Below are 22,220 nucleotides of genomic sequence, written 5' to 3'. Positions count from 1 at the left end.
CTTTATTGATTTTAATTATAATGTGTTTTTATTAGCTTGGTGTTACAACGATAAAGCGTACAGCATCTAGTTTTAGCTGTGCATTATTAATATGCGTTGTGAGTTCACTCGTTTGCTTTTCAATAAATGCTAGCTCTTCATCACGTACGTTAGGGTTAATCTTTTGCAATGCTTGTAGACGTTCAAGTTCGACACTCATGCGTTGTTGCATACTTGCAAGTGCAGCGTTAGTGATTGCTTGCTTTTGGTCTTCAGCTACAGCTGTTGATTTACCAATAAGGTCGTGAATAACGGTTTGAGATGCTGATACTAATTTGGTCGCAACATGACGATTAATCGCATTAAGTTGACGATTGAAACTATCAAAATCTACTTTTACCGCTAAGTTATTCGCGTTTTTATCCAGTAATAAACGAATCGGTGTTGCAGGTAAGAAACGATTAATCTGGCAATAAGACGGTGCTGATGTTTCTACGACATAAAGTAGTTCTAATAAAATAGTGCCTGCTGGTAGCGCTGGATTTTTTAATAGTGAAACAGCAGTGGAGCCTGTATCTGAAGTCATGATTAATTCGATACATGCACTAATTAAAGGGTGCTCCCATGTAAGGAAGTGCACATCGTCACGAGATAATGCAGTTTCACGATCAAATGTTACTGTAATACCATCTTCACTAAGATGCGGTAGACTTGGTACTAACATTTGATCTGTTGGTTTTAATACCAACATGTTTTCACCGCGATCTTCTTGATTAATACCAATAACATCAAATAAACGGATCGCAAAAATTGGCAATACAGGGCTATCATCATTTGTTTTTAGCTGAGCGATAATATCGTCTGACTTACCTAAACCATTAGAATTTAATTCGAGTAAACGGTCTCGGCCACTTTCCATTTTTGCTTTTAATGCATCGTATTGACTACGTGTATCAGTGATTAAGGTTTCTGTCGCAGTTAGATCAATTTCTTTTGCTGCTAGTTGAGTAAGTAACTCATCTTTTACTTCAGCGAAAATATCACCACCGATAGGGCAGGTATATTCAAACGCATTTAGACCATTGTGATACCAGTTTTGTAAAACATCTTGCGCTGTATTTGCGAAGAAAGGTACGTGAATACTGATATCATTCTTTTGGCCGATACGATCAAGACGACCAATACGTTGCTCTAATAAATCAGGGTTTAGTGGTAAATCGAATAATACGAGGTGTTGTGCAAATTGGAAGTTACGACCTTCAGAACCAATTTCAGAGCAAAGTAACACTTGCGCACCAGCATCTTCTTGAGCGAAGTAAGCACCTGCTTTATCACGCTCGATAATTGACATGCCTTCATGAAATACGGTACCACGTATACCTTCATTAACACGCAGTGACTCTTCAATAGACATAGCTGTTTCAGCATTGGCTGCAATCACTAATACTTTTTCGTTTTTATTTGCTAATAAGAAGTCTTGTAACCATTCAACACGAGGATCGAAACTACACCAAGATGCATCTTTACCTTCGAATTCAAGGAAGATTTCTTCTGGATATAAACCACGGCGAGCAGCTTCAGCAAAACTTGCAGTGCCATTCATCATCTGTGCTACTTTTAATGACGTCTTATATTGGTCTGGTAGTGCTAATGAAACCGGGTTGTAGCAACGAGTTGGAAACCCTTTAATTGCAGAACGCGTATTACGGAATAGCAAGCGACCTGTACCATGGCGGTCAAGTAATTGGCTAATGATTGATTCTTTTGCTTGTTGCGCTTCTTCTGAATCTGGCGAAGTTTGAATTAAAGCCAGCTTGTCAGATATATCAGCTTCACTTAATAGGGTCGTTAATGATGTTGCAGTTTCTGCTGACACGATTGGTGAATCTAATAGCTCTTGAGCTGCTTCTGCGATGACAGAATAACTATTTTCTTCAGCCACGAATGCTGCATAATCATAAAAGCGGTTAGGATCTAATAAACGTAAACGTGCAAAATGACTTTCATGACCAAGTTGATCAGGTGTTGCTGTTAGTAGTAGTACACCTGGCGATTTTTGCGCTAATGATTCTACAACCTGATATTCACGGCTTGGTTCTGTTTCACTCCATATTAGATGGTGTGCTTCATCAACAACTAATAAATCCCAATCGGCACCGACAGCTTGTTCAAAACGACGACGTTTCTTACGTAAGAAATCGAGGCTACATAAGATGAGTTGTTCAGTTTCAAATGGGTTATCCGCTTCAGCAAGTGATTCGATGCAGCGTTCTTCGTCAAAGATACTAAAGTGTAGGTTGAAACGACGCATCATTTCGACTAACCATTGGTGTTGTAATGTTTCAGGTACAAGAATCAACACGCGTTTAGCGAGACCAGCTGTTAATTGCTGATGGATAATTAAACCTGCTTCAATGGTTTTACCTAAACCTACTTCATCGGCAAGTAAAACGCGAGGAGCATGGCGCTGACCAACTTCAGTCGCGATATGTAACTGATGTGGGATCAAGCTTACACGTGGACCTTGAATACCATTCAATGCAGATTGTTGCTGAGAAAATTGATGTTGTAATGTTTGGTGGCGTAAAACAAAGCGATCCATACGATCAATTTGACCAGCAAATAAACGATCTTGTGGTTTATTAAATTTGATAAAGTTATTCAGGAATGTTTCACGTAATGAAACTTCTTCACCTGTATCTTGATGAATACCTGTATAAGTAATGATGCCTGAATTTTCTGTCACTTCTGTAACGGTTAAACTCCAGTCCTCATGAGAGAGAACTTGATCACCTATATTAAACATTACACGCGTGATTGGCGCTTCGTTACGAGCATATAAACGGTTTTCACCACTTGCAGGAAATAATAGCGTTAACATTCTGCCTTCGATGGCAACTATTGTTCCTAATCCTAATTCTGATTCCGTATCGCTGATCCAGCGCTGACCAAGTTGGAAGGGCATTGTATATTCAAACTCCAAAACCGTAAAAAGGGCGCATGTTACCTAAACCAGAGTGTTAGGTCACGTATAAAGACAAATTAAATAATAGTTTAAAATGACTTAGTAAGTAAATGTCTTGCGGCATAAGTAATGTGAAATATATATTTTAAGTAACGGAGGTAGTAATTCTGTAATTCGATGTATAAATGATGAGAATAAGCATCGGTTGAATTGTCTATCGTTTATATTTGTTCTGTTTTGTTTGAAATGTGTACTGGTTTTGGGCTTTATCTTTTAAAAATGATGAAATTTACAAAATCACTTGCGGATTTAACTGATATATCTATAATTCGACCCCACTGACACGGCAAGCGTCGTTCAGTATGTTCTTTAACAATTTATTCAAGCAATCTGTGTGAGTACTTACAGAGATATAATGACCAAAAATTATATCAATGTAATTATGAACATTAAATTAAATCGAAAGATTTGGTTTTATAAACAACAAACCTCGGTTTGTTGTTGAAGTACAGAATTCATTGAGCCGACTTGATACATATTATCAGTAATGATTTTAGGCATCAGTCAAAAAAACTTTAATTGAAGAGTTTGATCATGGCTCAGATTGAACGCTGGCGGTAGGCTTAACACATGCAAGTCGAGCGGAAACGAAGAATAGCTTGCTATTCTGGCGTCGAGCGGCGGACGGGTGAGTAATGCTTGGGAATCTGCCTAGTCGAGGGGGACAACAGTTGGAAACGACTGCTAATACCGCATACGACCTACGGGTGAAAGGGGGCCTCTTCTTGAAAGCTCTCGCGACTAGATGAGCCCAAGTGGGATTAGCTTGTTGGTGAGGTAAGAGCTCACCAAGGCGACGATCCCTAGCTGGTCTGAGAGGATGATCAGCCACACTGGAACTGAGACACGGTCCAGACTCCTACGGGAGGCAGCAGTGGGGAATATTGCACAATGGAGGAAACTCTGATGCAGCCATACCGCGTGTATGAAGAAGGCCTTCGGGTTGTAAAGTACTTTCAGCGAGGAGGAAAGGTAAGTAGTTAATAACTGCTTACTGTGACGTTACTCGCAGAAGAAGCACCGGCTAACTCCGTGCCAGCAGCCGCGGTAATACGGAGGGTGCAAGCGTTAATCGGAATTACTGGGCGTAAAGCGCATGCAGGCGGTTTGTTAAGCGAGATGTGAAAGCCCCGGGCTCAACCTGGGAACTGCATTTCGAACTGGCAAACTAGAGTTCTTGAGAGGGTGGTAGAATTTCAGGTGTAGCGGTGAAATGCGTAGAGATCTGAAGGAATACCAGTGGCGAAGGCGGCCACCTGGCAAGTAACTGACGCTCAGATGCGAAAGCGTGGGTAGCAAACGGGATTAGATACCCCGGTAGTCCACGCCGTAAACGATGTCTACTCGGAGTTTGGTTCCTTGAGAACTGGGCTCTTAAGCTAACGCATTAAGTAGACCGCCTGGGGAGTACGGCCGCAAGGTTAAAACTCAAATGAATTGACGGGGGCCCGCACAAGCGGTGGAGCATGTGGTTTAATTCGATGCAACGCGAAGAACCTTACCTACTCTTGACATCCATAGAACTTTTCAGAGATGAATTGGTGCCTTCGGGAACTATGAGACAGGTGCTGCATGGCTGTCGTCAGCTCGTGTTGTGAAATGTTGGGTTAAGTCCCGCAACGAGCGCAACCCTTATCCTTATTTGCCAGCACGTAATGGTGGGAACTCTAAGGAGACTGCCGGTGATAAACCGGAGGAAGGTGGGGACGACGTCAAGTCATCATGGCCCTTACGAGTAGGGCTACACACGTGCTACAATGGCGCATACAAAGGGCTGCAAACCAGCGATGGTAAGCGAATCCCATAAAGTGCGTCGTAGTCCGGATTGGGGTCTGCAACTCGACCCCATGAAGTCGGAATCGCTAGTAATCGTGAATCAGAATGTCACGGTGAATACGTTCCCGGGCCTTGTACACACCGCCCGTCACACCATGGGAGTGGGCTGCACCAGAAGTCATTAGCTTAACCTTCGGGAGGGCGATGACCACGGTGTGGTTCATGACTGGGGTGAAGTCGTAACAAGGTAGCCCTAGGGGAACCTGGGGCTGGATCACCTCCTTACGTAAAGTTGTTAATTTTTGTAAGTGCCCACACAAATTGCTTGAATAGAAAATTAAAGACATGTCTTATTAATAGTAAGACAATCTTATGAAAATAAGATAACGACTGAGTTGAAATCCAGTCGTAGAAAGTAAATTGTGTCCCGTTCGTCTAGAGGCCTAGGACACCGCCCTTTCACGGCGGTAACACGAGTTCAAATCTCGTACGGGATACCACTTTTCTTTCTGATTAAAAATCAAAGCTAAACAACAATGTTTATCTTTGCTTTTTAGCAAATTGCTCTTTAAAAATTTGGAAAGCTGAATAAATAAAGAAGTTCTTAAAACACGTTATTGCTTAGGCAATAACAATATAGTGTTCTTGAGTATTCTTGAGGCGAAAAAAACTAGATAATACCTAGTTATTTCAATTGTACGGTCGACTTTAGATTGTATGGTTAAGTGACTAAGCGTATACGGTGGATGCCTAGGCAGTCAGAGGCGATGAAGGACGTGTTAATCTGCGTTAAGCTGTGGGGAGTTGATAAAAAGCGTTAATCCACAGATTTCCGAATGGGGGAACCCACTCTACTTTGTAGAGTATCGTAACGTGAATACATAGCGTTACGAAGCGAACCGGGAGAACTGAAACATCTAAGTACCCCGAGGAAAAGAAATCAATAGAGATACCCTTAGTAGCGGCGAGCGAACGGGGTCTAGCCCTTAAGCAGTTTGGAAGTTAATGGAAGATTCTGGAAAGTTTCACGATACAGGGTGATAGTCCCGTACATGAAAACGACCTTACTGTGAAATCGAGTAGGACGGCACACGTGATATGCTGTTTGAATATGGGAGGACCATCTTCCAAGGCTAAATACTACTGACTGACCGATAGTGAACCAGTACCGTGAGGGAAAGGCGAAAAGAACCCCTGTGAGGGGAGTGAAATAGAACCTGAAACCGTATACGTACAAGCAGTGGGAGCAGACTTGTTCTGTGACTGCGTACCTTTTGTATAATGGGTCAACGACTTAATTTCAGTAGCAAGGTTAAGCGAATAGCGGAGCCGTAGGGAAACCGAGTGTTAACTGCGCGAATAGTTGCTGGGATTAGACCCGAAACCCGGTGATCTAGCCATGGGCAGGTTGAAGGTTGAGTAACATCAACTGGAGGACCGAACCGACTAATGTTGAAAAATTAGCGGATGACTTGTGGCTGGGGGTGAAAGGCCAATCAAACCGGGAGATAGCTGGTTCTCCTCGAAAGCTATTTAGGTAGCGCCTCGCGTCTAACTATTGGGGGTAGAGCACTGTTAAGGCTAGGGGGTCATCCCGACTTACCAACCCTTTGCAAACTCCGAATACCAATAAGTTCAATCGCGGGAGACACACGGCGGGTGCTAACGTCCGTCGTGGAAAGGGAAACAACCCAGACCGTCAGCTAAGGTCCCAAAGTGTATGTTAAGTGGGAAACGATGTGGAAAGGCTCAGACAGCCAGGAAGTTGGCTTAGAAGCAGCCATCTTTTAAAGAAAGCGTAATAGCTCACTGGTCGAGTCGGTCTGCGCGGAAGATTTAACGGGGCTAAACATACCACCGAAGCTACGGATGCAAGACTTGTTCTTGCATGGTAGAGGAGCGTTCTGTAAGCCGTTGAAGGTGAGTTGAGAAGCTTGCTGGAGGTATCAGAAGTGCGAATGTTGACATGAGTAACGATAATGGGGGTGAAAAACCTCCACGCCGAAAGACCAAGGGTTCCTGTCCAACGTTAATCGGGGCAGGGTGAGTCGACCCCTAAGGCGAGGCCGAAAGGCGTAGTCGATGGGAAACTGGTTAATATTCCAGTACTCACTTATATTGCGATGGGGTGACGGAGAAGGTTAGGCTAGCATGGCGATGGTTGTCCATGTTTAAGGTTGTAGGCTGTATTCTTAGGCAAATCCGGGAATACATTAAGGCTGAGAACTGATGACGAGTCTCTACGGAGATGAAGTAGTTGATACCCGGCTTCCAGGAAAAACCTCTAAGCTTCAGATATAAGAGAATCGTACCCCAAACCGACACAGGTGGTTAGGTAGAGAATACTAAGGCGCTTGAGAGAACTCGGGTGAAGGAACTAGGCAAAATGGTACCGTAACTTCGGGAGAAGGTACGCCAATGATGGTGAAGGACTTGCTCCGTAAGCTATTGTTGGTCGCAGAGAAATGGTGGCTGCAACTGTTTATTAAAAACACAGCACTGTGCAAAATCGAAAGATGACGTATACGGTGTGACGCCTGCCCGGTGCCGGAAGGTTAATTGATTGGGTTAGACTTAGGTCGAAGCTCATGATCGAAGCCCCGGTAAACGGCGGCCGTAACTATAACGGTCCTAAGGTAGCGAAATTCCTTGTCGGGTAAGTTCCGACCTGCACGAATGGCGTAATGATGGCCACGCTGTCTCCACCCGAGACTCAGTGAAATTGAAATCGCTGTTAAGATGCAGTGTACCCGCGGCTAGACGGAAAGACCCCGTGAACCTTTACTATAGCTTGGCACTGAACATTGAACCTACATGTGTAGGATAGGTGGGAGACTGTGAAACATTGTCGCTAGATGATGTGGAGTCTATCTTGAAATACCACCCTTGTACGTTTGATGTTCTAACGTAGGCCCCTTATCGGGGTTGCGGACAGTGTCTGGTGGGTAGTTTGACTGGGGCGGTCTCCTCCCAAAGAGTAACGGAGGAGCACGAAGGTTGGCTAAACATGGTTGGACATCATGTGGTTAGTGCAAAGGCATAAGCCAGCTTAACTGCGAGACAGACACGTCGAGCAGGTACGAAAGTAGGTCTTAGTGATCCGGTGGTTCTGAATGGAAGGGCCATCGCTCAACGGATAAAAGGTACTCCGGGGATAACAGGCTGATACCGCCCAAGAGTTCATATCGACGGCGGTGTTTGGCACCTCGATGTCGGCTCATCACATCCTGGGGCTGAAGTTGGTCCCAAGGGTATGGCTGTTCGCCATTTAAAGTGGTACGCGAGCTGGGTTTAGAACGTCGTGAGACAGTTCGGTCCCTATCTGCCGTGGGCGTTTGAGAATTGAGAGGAGCTGCTCCTAGTACGAGAGGACCGGAGTGGACGAACCACTGGTGTTCGGGTTGTTATGCCAATAGCATTGCCCGGTAGCTAAGTTCGGAACTGATAACCGCTGAAAGCATCTAAGCGGGAAGCAGGCCTCGAGATGAGTTCTCACTGGGACTTTAAGTCCCCTGAAGGGCCGTTGGAGACTACAACGTTGATAGGCAAGGTGTGTAAGTGCTGTGAGGCATTGAGCTAACTTGTACTAATTACCCGTGAGGCTTAACCATACAAATTAAAGTATGATTAATTGAAATAATCGACTTAAGAATAGATTGAACACTTTATGTTTTAAAGACTTCTTTATTTATAGCTTTTCAGATTTTAAAGATACATTTTGAAAGCAAACTAGATTTGCTTGGTGACCATAGTGTTACGGTACCACCTGATCCCATTCCGAACTCAGTAGTGAAACGTAATAACGCCGATGGTAGTGTGGGGCTTCCCCATGTGAGAGTAGGGCATTGCCAAGCGCCAATTACTTTATTTACTTAAGATATAAGTAGATAATAATTATTTAAGACGATGTCTTAAATAGAAAGTTTTAGGGGTGTAGCTCCAACGGCAGAGCAGCGGATTCCAAATCCGCGTGATGGGAGTTCGAATCTCTCCACCCCTGCCAATTTTATAAGTACGATCAAATCAAAGAAACAGATTTAACTTTAATGATAAATTAAGTTATAATCCTGTTCATCTTGTAGGGGTGTAGCTCCAACGGCAGAGCAGCGGATTCCAAATCCGCGTGATGGGAGTTCGAATCTCTCCACCCCTGCCACTTTCTTTAGTAAAACTCCATGATGTGGCCATTTATGAGTAATTTTTCACGCTATTACTTACAGCAAATGGGCATCACATTATGGCAATGTCATAAACCTGAACAATTTCCTCATCTAGCTAGCCAAGCAGAAAAAATTCCATTGCCAAAGAACTGCAGAATTTTAATTATCGCCAATGATAAACTTGCTCCACATACTCAATTTATCAAACAGATATTACGACCATTACAGCTTGAACTTAGCCAGAGCCATATTATTACTGAAGATGAATTACAGTATTATTATCAAGCTCCTGAGTGGATCTGGACGATTGGTTGTAAACAATCAGAACTTGCTGCAAAACAACAGCTTTCATCACCTAATTTAGATGTGTTGCTACATTCTGCTCAAGCAAAAAAACAGCTTTGGCAACAAATCGTTAGCTATATGTAACCTTATTTATAATAACGGATCCATTAATGCCAAAAATTATCCCTTTAACGTCTGAACACCTTCCTTTAATCAAATCAATAGAAACCACAAGCCATGCTTTTCCTTGGTCTGATAAGGTCTTAGCAAGTAACTTTGGAGCGAGATACTTCAATTTCTTACTCATTAAAGATGAGAAAGTATTAGGGTACTACTTTGCTAACCAAGTTGCTGGTGAAGCGAGCTTACTTAATATTGCTGTTGCACCAGAGGAGCAAGGTAAAGGGTATGGTAAGTTGCTTATTAATCACCTTATCCAGGAATGTCAGCAGCAAGATTTGTTTCAGCTGTGGTTAGAGGTACGAGAGTCTAATCATGGGGCCTATCATTTATATTTGAATGTGGGCTTTAACGAAGTTGATCGCCGTATTGGCTATTATCCTGCTGCATCAGGCAGAGAAGATGCAATTATGATGTGCTACATTGTTTGAAGATAAGACAGGGTGATTCTTTAGCATGTTTGCTATAGGGAAAGCCTATTGGTTGTATACTTATCCCTGATTAATGATTACTATCCGTGATTATATTATGCGCTTAATTCTATTTATGGGTAATCAGGGAAGCTAATGACACAACATTTAGTAAACAGTTTTAGAACTAAATTTGCAGCACGTAAAGCGACAACCGCAATTCGTTTTCAAGAAAATGGTGAGTGGAAAAATACCACTTGGTCAGAATTACTTGATAACTCAGACTGTGTTGCTAAAGCATTATTATTTCTTGGCTGTGAAGTTCAAGCTAAAGTTGGTATCTTTGCCAATAATCGCCCTGAGTGGAGCTTTGCTGATTTAGGTATCTTGGCGGCACGCTGTGTCACTGTGCCTATTTATCCCACCAATACCACAGAACAAACACGCTACATTGTTAATAATGCAGATATAGACTACCTATTTGTTGGCGGGCAAGAGCAATTTGATAAAGCACTGGAATTATTAACTTTTGGTGATTTAAAACTGATTATTGCGCTGACTGATTCTATTGATTTAAAAGACGAATCAAACGCGATGCACTTTTCTGATTTCATTCAGCAAGGTGATGAAGCATCTGAAACTGAATTTCAGCAGCGGCTTACTGATACAAGTATGGATGATCTTGTTACCCTTATCTATACATCTGGAACAACAGGCCAACCAAAAGGTGTAATGCTCGATTACACTAACTTTGCTGCTGCATTCAGTAGTCATGATAAAATGATTGAAGTATCTGAAACTGATACGTCGATTGCCTTCTTGCCATTAAGCCATGTGCTTGAGCGTAGCTGGTCTTTTTATCTTATGCATTGCGGTGCTCAGAATGTGCATTTAGAGAATCCTAAACTCATTATTGATGTAATTGCTGAAGTAAAACCAACATTATTAGTGGCTGTACCACGCTTATACGAAAAAATATACAGCACTATCCATAGTCGATTAGAATCAGCATCAGCAGTTAAAAAAACACTGTTTAGCTGGGCAACAAAAGTGGGTTTAGCGCACTTTAAAGTTATTCATGATAATCAAAAACCATCATTGTTATTGTCTACTCAGCATAAGCTGGCTGATAAACTTATCTTTTCTAAGTTACGTGGTATTTTAGGTGGTAACACTCGATTCTTACCTTGTGGTGGTGCGAAAGTTGATCCTGATATAAACCAATTTTTCCAATCAATCGGTATTCAATTACAAGCAGGCTATGGTATGACGGAAACAACTGCGACTGTGTGTTGTCATCGTGGGACCGGTTATGACTTTGGTTCTATTGGCTTGCCTTTGCCTGATATGGAAGTAAAAATTGGGGACGATAACGAGATTTTAGTGCGTAGTGCAACGGTGATGAAAGGTTATTACAATATGCCTGAAGAAACCGCAAAGAACTTTGTTGATGGTTGGCTAAAAACAGGTGATGCAGGTGAGATATTAGCAAGTGGTGAAGTTGTGATGACTGAGCGAATTAAAGAGCTAATGAAAACATCGAATGGTAAATACATTGCACCGCAATTGGTTGAAGGTACATTAAATAAAGATCACTTTATTGACCAAGTTGCGATTGTCGCTGATTCACGTCATTTTGTTAGTGCGTTAATCGTGCCGTCATTTGATGCATTGGAAGAGTATGCAAACTCCATCAATCTGCAATTCTCGAGTAAAGCAGAGCTGCTACGTCATAGCCATATTGTGACTATGTTCGAAAAGCGTTTACACGAACTTCAGGGTGAATTAGCTAACTTTGAAAAAGTGAAAAAATTCAAATTATTGAACCGTGAATTTTGTATGAAGAAAGGTGAGATCACACCGACATTAAAATTACGTCGAAAAGTAATTGAAAGTGAGTACAAAAAAGATATTGATGAAATGTATAAAAGCGACACAAAATAACACGATAAATGAATAATAAAATGGGAGCTAATTAGCTCCCATTTTTGTATCTATCACGCACTTTTCACTGTAATAAGAGTCTATTAAGACTTACTTAAATTGTGTTTGTAGCGGTGGTAATACTTGTTTTTTACGGCTTACAACATTTGGTAGATCAATCAATTCATCGATAAATGTACCACCTAACGTTTCAGCTACTAACGCACTTTCTTCACTTTCGATTAAAGCAACAGAATTTAGGTTTGTAATATCAGTAAGTAATACTAAAGCTGTGTGGTAACCGAACTCAGCTTTGTATTTAACTAGTTCAGCTTGTAATTCTTCTTTACGTGCTAGTGCAGAATCAACATTTGTGATTTCTACTTGTGCAATTGAGAAGTCTTTTTCACCGATAGTGTAAACCTTAAGGTCACGTAGAATTAATTCTTCAGAAGGCACTGCTGCAATATCAGATTTTGCTGCAAATTGTGCTGTAACGAAAGCATCAATATCATCGATACCAGCGATTTTAGCCAGCTCGTGTGCTGCATCGATATCGATTTGTGTACATGTTGGTGAGTTGAAGTGTACTGTGTCACTTAAGATTGCACCTAACATCATTACAGCTACTTTCTGATCGATCTCGATGTTGTGGATCTTGTACATGTTGTACACAATCGTGTTTGAACAGCCACAAGGCCAGATCCATGCTTCAAGTTGTTCGTCAGTTTCGAAGTCACCCAGTTTATGGTGATCAACAATACCGCGGATTTTTGCTTGGCGCGCATCTTTCGGTGCTTGGTTGAAATCTGAGTAATCAATGATCCAAACTTCTTCACCAGCAATAGATGTACGGATTTCAGGGCACTCTAGTCCAGCTTGTTCAAGCAAGAAAAGACCTTCTGCATTCGGTTCGCCTTGCATGATTGGTGTAACTGTTTTGCCATCGCGTTTTGTTAAAAATGCAGATAGAGAGATTGAGCCTGCTAAGCTGTCACAATCAGGGTTTGTGTGTCCTAGTACTAACATCATTGCTTCCAAATTAATTATAGGTTTATGGATTAACGAACATAATAGTGATCTCGGTTAAGCTCTGCAACCTAATCTGGCTAATCCCAGTATTATTTAGCTAGATTACTTGTAATCACTAATTTGCTTACTATCTCTAATTTAAGTATAACACCGGATTTTTTATGTGATCATGCTTGCAAATTAAGATAATTAGTCGGTAATTCTGATATGAATCAAGCAAACGACTATTTTGTTGCTAAATGCTTTGACCTTGATTGTATCTGCTGTAAAGAAGATTATAATTGCGTGATCTAATTAACAGTTTAAGGCAGTATAATGCAGCAAAGGGCTCATCTTTTTTCGTTACGTATTGCACACGCGCTACGTGAGTCGTTGGACCGAAATGGTTATAACTCGACTAAGTTCGGAAAAGATTTATTAGCGGGTATTACCGTTGGTATTATTGCCATTCCATTAGCGATGGCACTTGCTATAGCAAGTGGTGTAGCCCCTCAATATGGACTTTATACTGCAATCATTGGCGGTATCATTATCGCGATTAGTGGTGGTAGCCGTTATAGCATCTCTGGACCAACTGCAGCATTTGTTGTCATTTTATATCCTATCGTACAGCAATACGGCTTTGGTGGTTTATTATTGGCAACTATAATGTCAGGGCTGATCTTGGTATGTATGGCTGTATTACGTCTTGGTCGTTTTATTGAATATATACCTGAAGCAGTGACATTAGGTTTTACTGGCGGTATTGCTGTCGTGATTGCTACCTTACAACTTAAAGATTTTTTTGGTTTACCAATAGAGACTTTACCTGAGCATTACTGGGATAAGCTAGCTGTATTAGCAAATGGATTATCTGAGTTACATGTCCCTAGTTTTGCTGTTGCAGCATTCACATTATTTATCATGTTAGTCTGGCCTAAATTGAAAACGCCTGTTCCAGCTCATTTACCCGCTGTTATTCTAGGTAGTTTATTTGCGGCTGTATTAAACGATATGAGCATGGATATCGCGACGATTGGTAGCCGTTTCCATTACTTATTACCTGATGGGACTCAAGGCGCGGGTATTCCACCTTATTTACCGAGCTTTGAATGGCCGTGGCTACAAGCTGGTGTTAATGGTCAACCGCTTAATTTAAGTTGGAAACTTGTTTCGGATTTATTACCGGCTGCTTTTGCTATCGCTATGCTAGGTGCTATTGAATCATTATTATGTGCCGTTGTACTCGATGGCATGACTGGGAAGCGACACAGTGCGAACAGTGAATTACTTGGTCAAGGTATCGGTAATATCATCACGCCATTTTTTGGTGGTATCACCGCGACTGCTGCGATTGCGCGTTCTGCTGCGAATGTTAAGGCAGGTGCTCAAACACCTATTTCAGCTATCATTCATGGTTTAGTCGTATTAGCGAGTTTAGTTCTACTAGCACCATTGCTCGCTTATTTACCTATGCCTTCAATGGCGGCATTACTTTTAGTTGTTGCTTGGAATATGAGTGAAGCGCCTAAAGCTTGGCATTTATTAAAAACGGCACCAAAGAGTGATCTTTGGGTCTTCGCTATTTGTTTTTCGTTTACGATATTATTTGATATGGTTTTGGCTATTACCGCAGGTATTTTATTGGCTGCAGTATTGTTCATGAAAGAAATAGCTGAAATGGTTAAAGTTACAGATATCACTGATAACAAACGTATTGTAGCGGTGGATATACCTGCTGGCTGGCGTGTATTTAAAATTAATGGCCCGTTATTTTTTGCTGCAGCTGACCGCGTATTTTCGGAGCTGGCAGATAAAACGACAGAAGTAGATGGTTTTGTACTTTACTTAGATGCGGTGCCGTTACTGGATGCAGGTGGCCTTGCTGCGATGGAACAATTTATCAAACAATGCCAAATTTATAACACCCAAGTGATATTTTGTGATTTACAATTTCAGCCATTAAAAACCTTAGCGAGAGCAGGTGTGCAACCTATTGGTGGCGTGACATCATTCAGCCCGACGTTACATGAGGCATTACGCGATATTGCAAATTATTAATTGCAGGTCTTCCTTGTGTCTCATCGTTATTTCAGCGAAAATAGCGCCCATTAGATTTAACCAAATGAGAAGACTCATTCATGTCAAATAGCATTCTTGAGCAAGAGGTGTCGAAAAGACGTACTTTTGCGATTATCTCGCATCCCGATGCTGGTAAAACAACTATCACCGAAAAAGTATTATTATTCGGAAACGCATTACAAAAAGCCGGTACTGTAAAAGGTAAAAAATCGGGTCAGCATGCTAAATCTGACTGGATGGAAATGGAAAAAGAACGTGGTATCTCGGTAACCACATCGGTAATGCAGTTCCCATACCGTGATAGTTTAGTAAACTTACTTGATACTCCTGGACATGAAGATTTCTCGGAAGATACTTACCGTACGTTAACCGCTGTTGACTCTTGCCTAATGGTAATTGACTCTGCAAAAGGTGTTGAAGCACGTACAGTTAAGTTAATGGAAGTAACACGTTTACGTGATACGCCAATTATAACGTTCATGAATAAAATTGACCGTGATATTCGCGATCCAATTGATTTAATGGATGAAGTTGAAGAAGTATTAAAAATTTCATGTGCACCAATTACTTGGCCAATCGGTATGGGTAAAGAATTGAAAGGTGTTTACCACATTTTACGTGATGAAGTGATCATGTATAACGTGGGCCAGGGTCACATGATCCAAGACAGTCGCATTATTAAGGGTATTAACAACCCTGAACTTGACGAAGCACTGGGCGATTACGCTCAAGAGCTACGTGATGATATGGAGCTTGTTGAAGGTGCTGCAAACAAATTTGATTATGATTTGTTTATGGCGGGCGAATTAACGCCAGTATACTTCGGTACAGCACTTGGTAACTTCGGTGTTGATCATGTACTAGATGGCTTATGTGAATGGGCTCCAAAGCCACAATCACGTGCGTCAGATTTGCGTACTGTTGAACCAAGTGATGAAACTTTCTCTGGTTTTGTGTTTAAGATCCAAGCAAACATGGATCCAAAGCATCGTGACCGTATTGCCTTCATGCGTGTTTGTTCAGGCAAATACAGTAAAGGCATGAAAATGAAGCATGTTCGCTTAAATAAAGATGTCAGCATTTCTGATGCTGTAACCTTTATGGCCGGTGACCGTACACAAACTGAAGAAGCATATCCGGGTGATATTATTGGTTTACATAACCATGGTACGATCCAAATTGGTGATACGTTTACACAAGGTGAATTATTGAAATTTACTGGTATTCCTAACTTCGCACCAGAAATGTTCCGTCGTATTCGTTTAAAAGATCCACTGAAGCAAAAACAGCTGCAAAAAGGTCTGATCCAATTATCAGAAGAAGGCGCGGTACAGGTATTCCGTCCACAACGTTCAAATGATCTAATTGTGGGTGCTGTTGGTGTTCTACAGTTTGATGTGGTTGTGCATCGCTTACGTACTGAATATAAAGTAGACGCGATTTACGAAGGCATCAGTGTTGCAACTGCACGTTGGGTTGATTGTGCTGATCCACGTAAACTTGAAGAGTTTAAAAAGAAAGCGTGGGATAATATTGCATTAGATGGCGGTGATAACTTAACGTATATTGCGCCGACTATGGTTAATTTACGTCTTGCACAAGAACGTTATCCTGATGTTGTTTTCCGTGAGACACGTGAACACTAATTCATAAAATTGACTGAAAAAATCAATAAACCTTACCTCTTTAGTGGTGAGGTTTTTTTTTATTTGTTTTTTAAATAAATTTTGTTGTTTCATTCGTAACTTTTAAGTTGTTGATTTATAGTTGTTCTTTTTTGTGTTTTTAATTGTTTTTTGTTTTTTTGTGATTTAGGCCGCATATATCCGGATTTTAATTTTTAAATGATGTACACTACGTCGGCCTTTTTATGTGGCTTCGCTCTTTAAAAGAGTCTGAGCAAAAGACCACTAATTTTGCGCACGAAATACTATATGTGGAGCTATAATTGATATAGCTTTATTCAAAGACCCGTCTACCTGAGGCCCGTGAATGTCTGATACATCACCCGTACAATTTACTGATTTAAATTTACCTGAACCAATTTTAAAAGCGTTGAATGATCTAGGTTATGAAACACCTTCACCAATTCAAGCTGAATGTATTCCGTTACTACAGGATGGTGGTGATGTGCTAGGTATGGCACAGACTGGTACGGGTAAAACAGCTGCGTTTGCACTACCATTATTGAGCCGTATTGATACTTCGTTATCAAAACCTCAAGTATTGGTTTTAGCACCAACGCGTGAGCTAGCAATTCAAGTTGCTGAAGCATTCCAAGCATACTCACGCCATATGCGTGGATTCCATGTACTACCTATCTACGGTGGTCAAAGCTACCCAATTCAGTTAAAAGCACTGAAACGTAACCCACAAGTGATTGTTGGTACACCTGGTCGTGTGATTGATCACATTAACCGTGGTACGCTTGATCTTTCTGGTATTAAAGCTCTAGTACTTGACGAAGCTGATGAAATGCTACGTATGGGCTTTATCGATGATGTAGAATCAATTCTATCTAAAACACCTGAACAACGTCAAATGGCGTTATTCTCTGCAACTATGCCGGAAGAAATTCGTCGTATTACGAAACGTTTCATGACTGATCCGACAGCAGTTAAAATTGCAGCTAAAACATCAACTGTTGAAAACATTGAACAAAAATGTTTAATCATTGGTGGCTTACAAGCAAAACTTGACGGCCTAACACGTATTCTTGAAACTGAAGACTACGATGGTGTGATCATCTTTGCTCGTACTAAGACAATGACTGTTGAACTTGCTGAGAAATTAGAAGCTCGCGGTTATTCTGCAGCTGCTCTAAACGGTGATTTAAACCAAGCAATGCGTGAGCGCACTGTAAACCGTTTGAAAAATGGCCAGTTAGATATCGTTATCGCGACTGACGTTGCGGCACGTGGTCTTGACGTTCCTCGTATTGACCTAGTAATCAACTACGATATCCCAACTGACACTGAATCATATGTTCACCGTATCGGTCGTACAGGCCGTGCTGGACGTAAAGGTACTGCAATCTTATTTGCTGCACCACGCGAACGTCGTTTATTAAAAGCGATTGAACGTGCTACACGTCAGCCATTAACTATGATGGATCTACCTTCACGTGATGATGTTACGAAAAAACGTATCGCATCTTTCCGTGATCAGTTATCAGAACTTTCTTCTGGTGACGAAAACCTAGATTTCTACAAAAACCTAGTTGGTCAACTTTCTGAAGAATTAGAACTTAGCGAATTAGATCTTGCATCTGCGTTATTATTCATGGCTCAGAAAGAAAAACCATTAGTATTACCACCTGAAGCTCCACGTCGTGAACGTAGTTTCCGTGAAGATGACCGTGGTGATCGTGGCCGTGATCGTAACGACCGTGGCGAACGCCGTGATCGTGGTGACCGTCCAGAACGTGGCGAACGTGGTGAGCGTCGTCCAGCTGCTGAAATGGAAGTTTTCCGTATCGAAGTTGGTCGTACTGATGGTGTTCAAGTTAAGAACATCGTTGGCGCTATTGCTAATGAAGCGAATATCAACAGCCGTAACATCGGTGGTATCCGTCTACATGATGACTACTCAACAATTGAATTACCAAAAGGTATGCCAAGCGAGCAGTTACAACAACTACAGCAAGTTTATGTTTGTAACAAAGCATTACGCATGAGCAAACTTGAAGGTGTTGCAGCTGAAGGTCGTCAAGAGCGTAGCCGTCCAGCACGTGATAACGATCGTCCAGCACGTGACAATGACCGTGGTCATCGTGGCCAACGCCGTGATTCTAACGGTGGTGAGCGTCGTGAGTCTACTGGTGGCGAACGCCGTCCACGTCGTCCACGTCGTGACTAATTAACTCGTTAACAATTAATGGTTAATAGTTAAATATATGAAAAGGAGCGCTTGCGCTCCTTTTTTGCATCTGGGATATTAGTACTCATTACATTAGGTGAATCATCATTCACCTAATGTAATGAGTACTTAGAGCTCAATAGATAAGTAACATTTCTTCAGTTAATTTTATAGGACATCTTCTTGTGAAAATGGATCTCTCTACTACTGCCCCTGTTGCGATGAAGCAACCGCATTCAATGACTATTCATCAGCATACACGTCAAGATGATTACTTTTGGTTACGTGATGATGAACGTGAAAATAAACAAGTTTTAAGCTATCTAACACAAGAGAATGATTATACTCAATCTGTTTTATCACCATTAGCCTCATTACAAACCGAGCTTTATGATGAAATGGTTGCGCGAGTAAAACAAGAAGATGCATCGGTCCCTTATCTAAAAAAAGGCTATTGGTATCAAACTAGCTTTTCTGAAGGTAAAGAGTATCCGGTATATCATTGGCGCAAGGATAATACAGACGCAGAATGGCTAGTATTACTCGATGCAAATGAGCGTGCTAAAGATCACCAGTATTATCAACTAGGTGAATTGGCAATAAGCCCAAACCATCAAGTGTTAGCTTTTTCTGAAGACACAGTCAGTCGACGTCAATACCGTTTACGTTTTCTAAACCTAGAGACAGGTGAAGCTTATCCTGAAGAAATAGAAGATACTGAATCAGTTGTTTGGGCGAATGACAGTCAAACTTTATTTTATGTTAAGAAGCACCCAAGCACATTATTGCCTTATCAAGTCTATCGACATCAGTTGGGTACCGATATCAGTACTGATGTATTGGTTTATGAAGAGTTAGACGATACCTTTTACACTGACATTTATAAATCGACCTCTGATGATTACATTATGCTGTCATTAAGTAGCACGATGACATCTGAAGTACATGCATTATCTGCGGATAAGCCGACAGAGACGTTTACACTATTACGTGGGCGTGAACGTGGTCATGAATACAGTGTCGATCACTATCGTCAGCAGTTTTATATTCGAACTAATAAAACCGGCAAAAATTTCGCTTTGATGTCTGCTACATCAGCAACGATTTCAAACTCGGAGCAATGGCAAACAATTATTCCTGCACGTGATGGTGTATTGCTAGAAAGCTATGAGTTATTACGTGATTGGTTAGTTGTTGAAGAACGTGAACAAGGTTTAACATTTTTAAGACAGATTAATTGGCAAACCAATGCTGAAAAAATCATTAAATTTGATGATCCGACCTATACCGCGTGGTTAGGGACGAACCCTGATCCTGATACGGACAAGTTACGTTATGGTTATTCTAGTCTAACGACACCAACGACAACCTATCAGTTAAATCTTGATAGCGACGAACGTGAAGTGTTAAAGCAGCAAACAGTTGTTGGTGATTTTTGTGCGCAAGAATACAAAAGTGAACGGGTTTGGATTGCTGCTGAAGATGGCACTAAGATCCCTGTTTCTTTAGTCTACAAAGAAGCACTCTTTTCGAAGACTAACCAGAATCCAATATTACAATATGCTTATGGCTCTTATGGTTCGAGCATTGACCCGTATTTCAGTGCCTCACTATTAAGCTTACTTGATCGTGGCTTTGTCTACGCTATTGCGCATATTCGTGGTGGTGAAGAGTTAGGGCGAGATTGGTATGAAGACGGTAAGTTACTTAATAAGATGAATACCTTTACTGACTTTACAGCAGTAACGAAAGGGCTATTAGTACAGGGTTATGCAGACCCTAAACGCGTTTATGCAATGGGGGGATCTGCGGGTGGCTTGTTGATGGGCACTGTAATAAATATCGCCCCTGAGTTATATCATGGTGTTGTGGCTGCAGTACCATTTGTTGATGTTGTGAGTACGATGCTTGATGAATCAATTCCACTTACAACAGGTGAGTATGACGAGTGGGGTAATCCAAATGAAGCGGATTTTTATCACTATATGCTGTCATACAGTCCGTACGATCAAGTGAGTGCACAAGCTTATCCACATCTGTTGGTAACGACTGGTTTACATGATTCTCAGGTGCAATATTGGGAACCTGCAAAATGGGTTGCTAAGCTGCGTGAGTTAAAAACTGACGAGAATGTATTACTATTACATACCGATATGGAGACGGGGCATGGTGGTAAGTCTGGACGCTTCCAGCATTATCACGACACCGCTAAAGAATATGCCTTTATGCTCGATCTTGCATTGAGTAGCGACTGCTAAAATAATAACGGAGCAAGTGACCTAAGCCTATATTCATTGGTATTACACTTGCTCTTAATAATCAACTCAGGGTATATTGCAGCTTTAGTGGATAAGTTAAACTATTGAAGATAAAGAATTTAATAGTAATATATCCTTGATAAAGTAGTTTATTTCATACTGCCCTGAGGTTGAATCATGTCTAAATTAATGCTGTTGTTAACAGCCGTATTACTGCTATCTGGCTGTAATAATGAATCAAAAACAGCGACGGTTGAGCTGCCTAAAGCAGTTAAATACCAACGTGTTAGCGAATCTACTGGTTCTATATTTCGAGAAATATCAGGGCAGATCCGCAGTGCAGAACAATCAAGTTTAAGCTTCCGTGTTAATGGTGTACTGCAAGATATCTATGTCAGTAAAGGTGATCTTGTTGTGATGGGGCAACCGCTTGCACAACTTGATGATTCCGACTTCACTGTTGCGTTAAATAAAACTCAAGCATCTCTTGGTTCATCTCGGGCCTCTGCAAAAGCAGCAAATGATCAGTTGCAACGTGCGACTCGTTTACCAGAGGGTATTATATCGCTGGCGGAACTTGAACAGTTAAGTAATAGTGCTGAGGCAGCACGACAGCAAGTAAAAGTCATTGAAGCTGACTTAGCCCGCGCTAAATTAGATTTACAGCGTACCATTTTACGATCACCGTTTGATGGGCAAATTGCAGCTGTTAGCGTTGATAACTTCTCTAAAGTCGCGAATGGTCAAGAAGTCATAGAATTGATTGATGGTGACGCTTACGAAGTTGAAGTGTTATTACCTGAGTCAATGATTGGTAATATTAATTATCAGCAAGCAGTGACAGTGACAGTATCAGCTCTTCAAGATAAAACCTTCCCTGGTGAAGTTAGTGAAATAGGCTCTCGTGTTGAAAATGGTAATGCATTTCCGGTTACTATTCGCTTAAATCAGAGTAGTGACAAATTACGTAATGGCATGTCTGGTTCGGTTAAATTCACTGTAAGTAATCGCTCAATTCCCGCATATTTAGTACCACTAACAGCGTTGGACTTCACGCATTCTCTTAGCGCTGGCACGGCACAAAATGCGTCGTTATATGTGATTAATGAGCAGACAATGCTTTTAGAACAACGCAAAGTAAAAGTGGGTCATATTCGATCAAACAGCATTGAAGTATATAGTGGCATTTCCGAAAATGAAGCGATTGTGGTTGCTGGTATACCGTTTTTACGTGATGGTATGGCAGTTACTTTATGGCAAGCAAATTAAGGAT

Annotated in this window: 10 protein-coding genes, 3 tRNA genes and 3 rRNA genes; 14 read left to right on the top strand and 2 right to left on the bottom strand. The window is 41.4% G+C overall.

The window, feature by feature from the left end; all coding sequences use genetic code 11:
- Positions 1–31: 31 nt before the first annotated feature.
- Complete coding sequence (rapA, locus tag HWV00_RS17795; RefSeq protein WP_211683520.1) at positions 32–2,944, bottom strand: RNA polymerase-associated protein RapA; 2,913 nt, start codon at positions 2,942–2,944, stop codon at positions 32–34.
- 576 nt (positions 2,945–3,520) lie between these two features.
- Here rapA and HWV00_RS17790 point away from each other — a divergent pair.
- The 9 genes from HWV00_RS17790 (at position 3,521) to HWV00_RS17750 (ending at position 11,759) form a co-directional block, all read left to right on the top strand.
- Positions 3,521–5,065: ribosomal RNA gene (locus tag HWV00_RS17790) — 16S ribosomal RNA — on the top strand.
- A gap of 139 nt (positions 5,066–5,204) precedes the next feature.
- Positions 5,205–5,280, top strand: a tRNA-Glu gene (locus HWV00_RS17785).
- Between the two features lie 219 nt (positions 5,281–5,499).
- Positions 5,500–8,391, top strand: a 23S ribosomal RNA gene (locus tag HWV00_RS17780).
- Positions 8,392–8,518: 127 nt separating this feature from the next.
- Positions 8,519–8,634, top strand: a 5S ribosomal RNA gene (rrf, locus tag HWV00_RS17775).
- The 16S, 23S and 5S rRNA genes sit together here with 3 tRNA genes alongside, the layout of an rRNA operon.
- A gap of 73 nt (positions 8,635–8,707) precedes the next feature.
- Positions 8,708–8,783, top strand: a tRNA-Trp gene (locus tag HWV00_RS17770).
- Positions 8,784–8,860: 77 nt separating this feature from the next.
- Positions 8,861–8,936: transfer RNA gene (locus tag HWV00_RS17765), tRNA-Trp, on the top strand.
- Positions 8,937–8,970: 34 nt separating this feature from the next.
- Positions 8,971–9,369: a DNA polymerase III subunit psi gene (locus tag HWV00_RS17760; protein ID WP_211683516.1), complete on the top strand. Its 399-nt coding sequence runs from the start codon at positions 8,971–8,973 to the stop codon at positions 9,367–9,369.
- Between the two features lie 26 nt (positions 9,370–9,395).
- On the top strand, positions 9,396–9,836 hold the full coding sequence (gene rimI, locus HWV00_RS17755; protein ID WP_211683514.1) for a ribosomal protein S18-alanine N-acetyltransferase: 441 nt from the start codon (positions 9,396–9,398) through the stop codon (positions 9,834–9,836).
- 135 nt (positions 9,837–9,971) lie between these two features.
- On the top strand, positions 9,972–11,759 hold the full coding sequence (locus HWV00_RS17750; protein WP_211683511.1) for a long-chain fatty acid--CoA ligase: 1,788 nt from the start codon (positions 9,972–9,974) through the stop codon (positions 11,757–11,759).
- A 90-nt stretch (positions 11,760–11,849) separates the two neighbouring features.
- Here HWV00_RS17750 and HWV00_RS17745 read toward each other — a convergent pair whose 3' ends face one another.
- The gene (locus tag HWV00_RS17745) at positions 11,850–12,767 is read right to left on the bottom strand and encodes a manganese-dependent inorganic pyrophosphatase (protein ID WP_211686674.1); all 918 of its coding nucleotides are present in this window, start codon (positions 12,765–12,767) and stop codon (positions 11,850–11,852) included.
- A 318-nt stretch (positions 12,768–13,085) separates the two neighbouring features.
- Here HWV00_RS17745 and dauA point away from each other — a divergent pair, with 318 nt between their 5' ends.
- The 5 genes from dauA to HWV00_RS17720 all read left to right on the top strand — a co-directional run bounded on the left by dauA (position 13,086) and on the right by HWV00_RS17720 (position 22,216).
- Positions 13,086–14,810 (top strand): C4-dicarboxylic acid transporter DauA, encoded by a 1,725-nt coding sequence (gene dauA, locus HWV00_RS17740; protein ID WP_211683509.1) that lies wholly within the window; start codon positions 13,086–13,088, stop codon positions 14,808–14,810.
- 80 nt (positions 14,811–14,890) lie between these two features.
- Entirely contained in the window at positions 14,891–16,477 is a 1,587-nt protein-coding gene (gene prfC, locus HWV00_RS17735; protein ID WP_211683507.1) for a peptide chain release factor 3, read from the top strand.
- A 346-nt stretch (positions 16,478–16,823) separates the two neighbouring features.
- Complete coding sequence (locus HWV00_RS17730) at positions 16,824–18,689, top strand: DEAD/DEAH box helicase (RefSeq protein WP_211683505.1); 1,866 nt, start codon at positions 16,824–16,826, stop codon at positions 18,687–18,689.
- A 191-nt stretch (positions 18,690–18,880) separates the two neighbouring features.
- Complete coding sequence (locus HWV00_RS17725; protein ID WP_211686672.1) at positions 18,881–20,947, top strand: S9 family peptidase; 2,067 nt, start codon at positions 18,881–18,883, stop codon at positions 20,945–20,947.
- A 177-nt stretch (positions 20,948–21,124) separates the two neighbouring features.
- Entirely contained in the window at positions 21,125–22,216 is a 1,092-nt protein-coding gene (locus tag HWV00_RS17720; protein WP_211683503.1) for an efflux RND transporter periplasmic adaptor subunit, read from the top strand.
- Positions 22,217–22,220 lie beyond the last annotated feature (4 nt).

This window comes from Moritella sp. 24, from assembly GCF_018219155.1.
Taxonomy (GTDB): domain Bacteria; phylum Pseudomonadota; class Gammaproteobacteria; order Enterobacterales; family Moritellaceae; genus Moritella.
This window is presented reverse-complemented; position numbering and strand designations above follow the sequence as displayed.

Bases quoted from the DNA above. Each gene is read 5' to 3' on its own strand.
- rapA (WP_211683520.1), bottom strand. From the start codon at position 2,944: ATGCCCTTCCAACTTGGTCAGCGCTGGATCAGCGATACGGAATCAGAA.
- HWV00_RS17760 (WP_211683516.1), top strand. From the start codon at position 8,971: ATGAGTAATTTTTCACGCTATTACTTACAGCAAATGGGCATCACATTA.
- rimI (WP_211683514.1), top strand. From the start codon at position 9,396: ATGCCAAAAATTATCCCTTTAACGTCTGAACACCTTCCTTTAATCAAA.
- HWV00_RS17750 (WP_211683511.1), top strand. From the start codon at position 9,972: ATGACACAACATTTAGTAAACAGTTTTAGAACTAAATTTGCAGCACGT.
- HWV00_RS17745 (WP_211686674.1), bottom strand. From the start codon at position 12,767: ATGTTAGTACTAGGACACACAAACCCTGATTGTGACAGCTTAGCAGGC.
- dauA (WP_211683509.1), top strand. From the start codon at position 13,086: ATGCAGCAAAGGGCTCATCTTTTTTCGTTACGTATTGCACACGCGCTA.
- prfC (WP_211683507.1), top strand. From the start codon at position 14,891: ATGTCAAATAGCATTCTTGAGCAAGAGGTGTCGAAAAGACGTACTTTT.
- HWV00_RS17730 (WP_211683505.1), top strand. From the start codon at position 16,824: ATGTCTGATACATCACCCGTACAATTTACTGATTTAAATTTACCTGAA.
- HWV00_RS17725 (WP_211686672.1), top strand. From the start codon at position 18,881: ATGGATCTCTCTACTACTGCCCCTGTTGCGATGAAGCAACCGCATTCA.
- HWV00_RS17720 (WP_211683503.1), top strand. From the start codon at position 21,125: ATGTCTAAATTAATGCTGTTGTTAACAGCCGTATTACTGCTATCTGGC.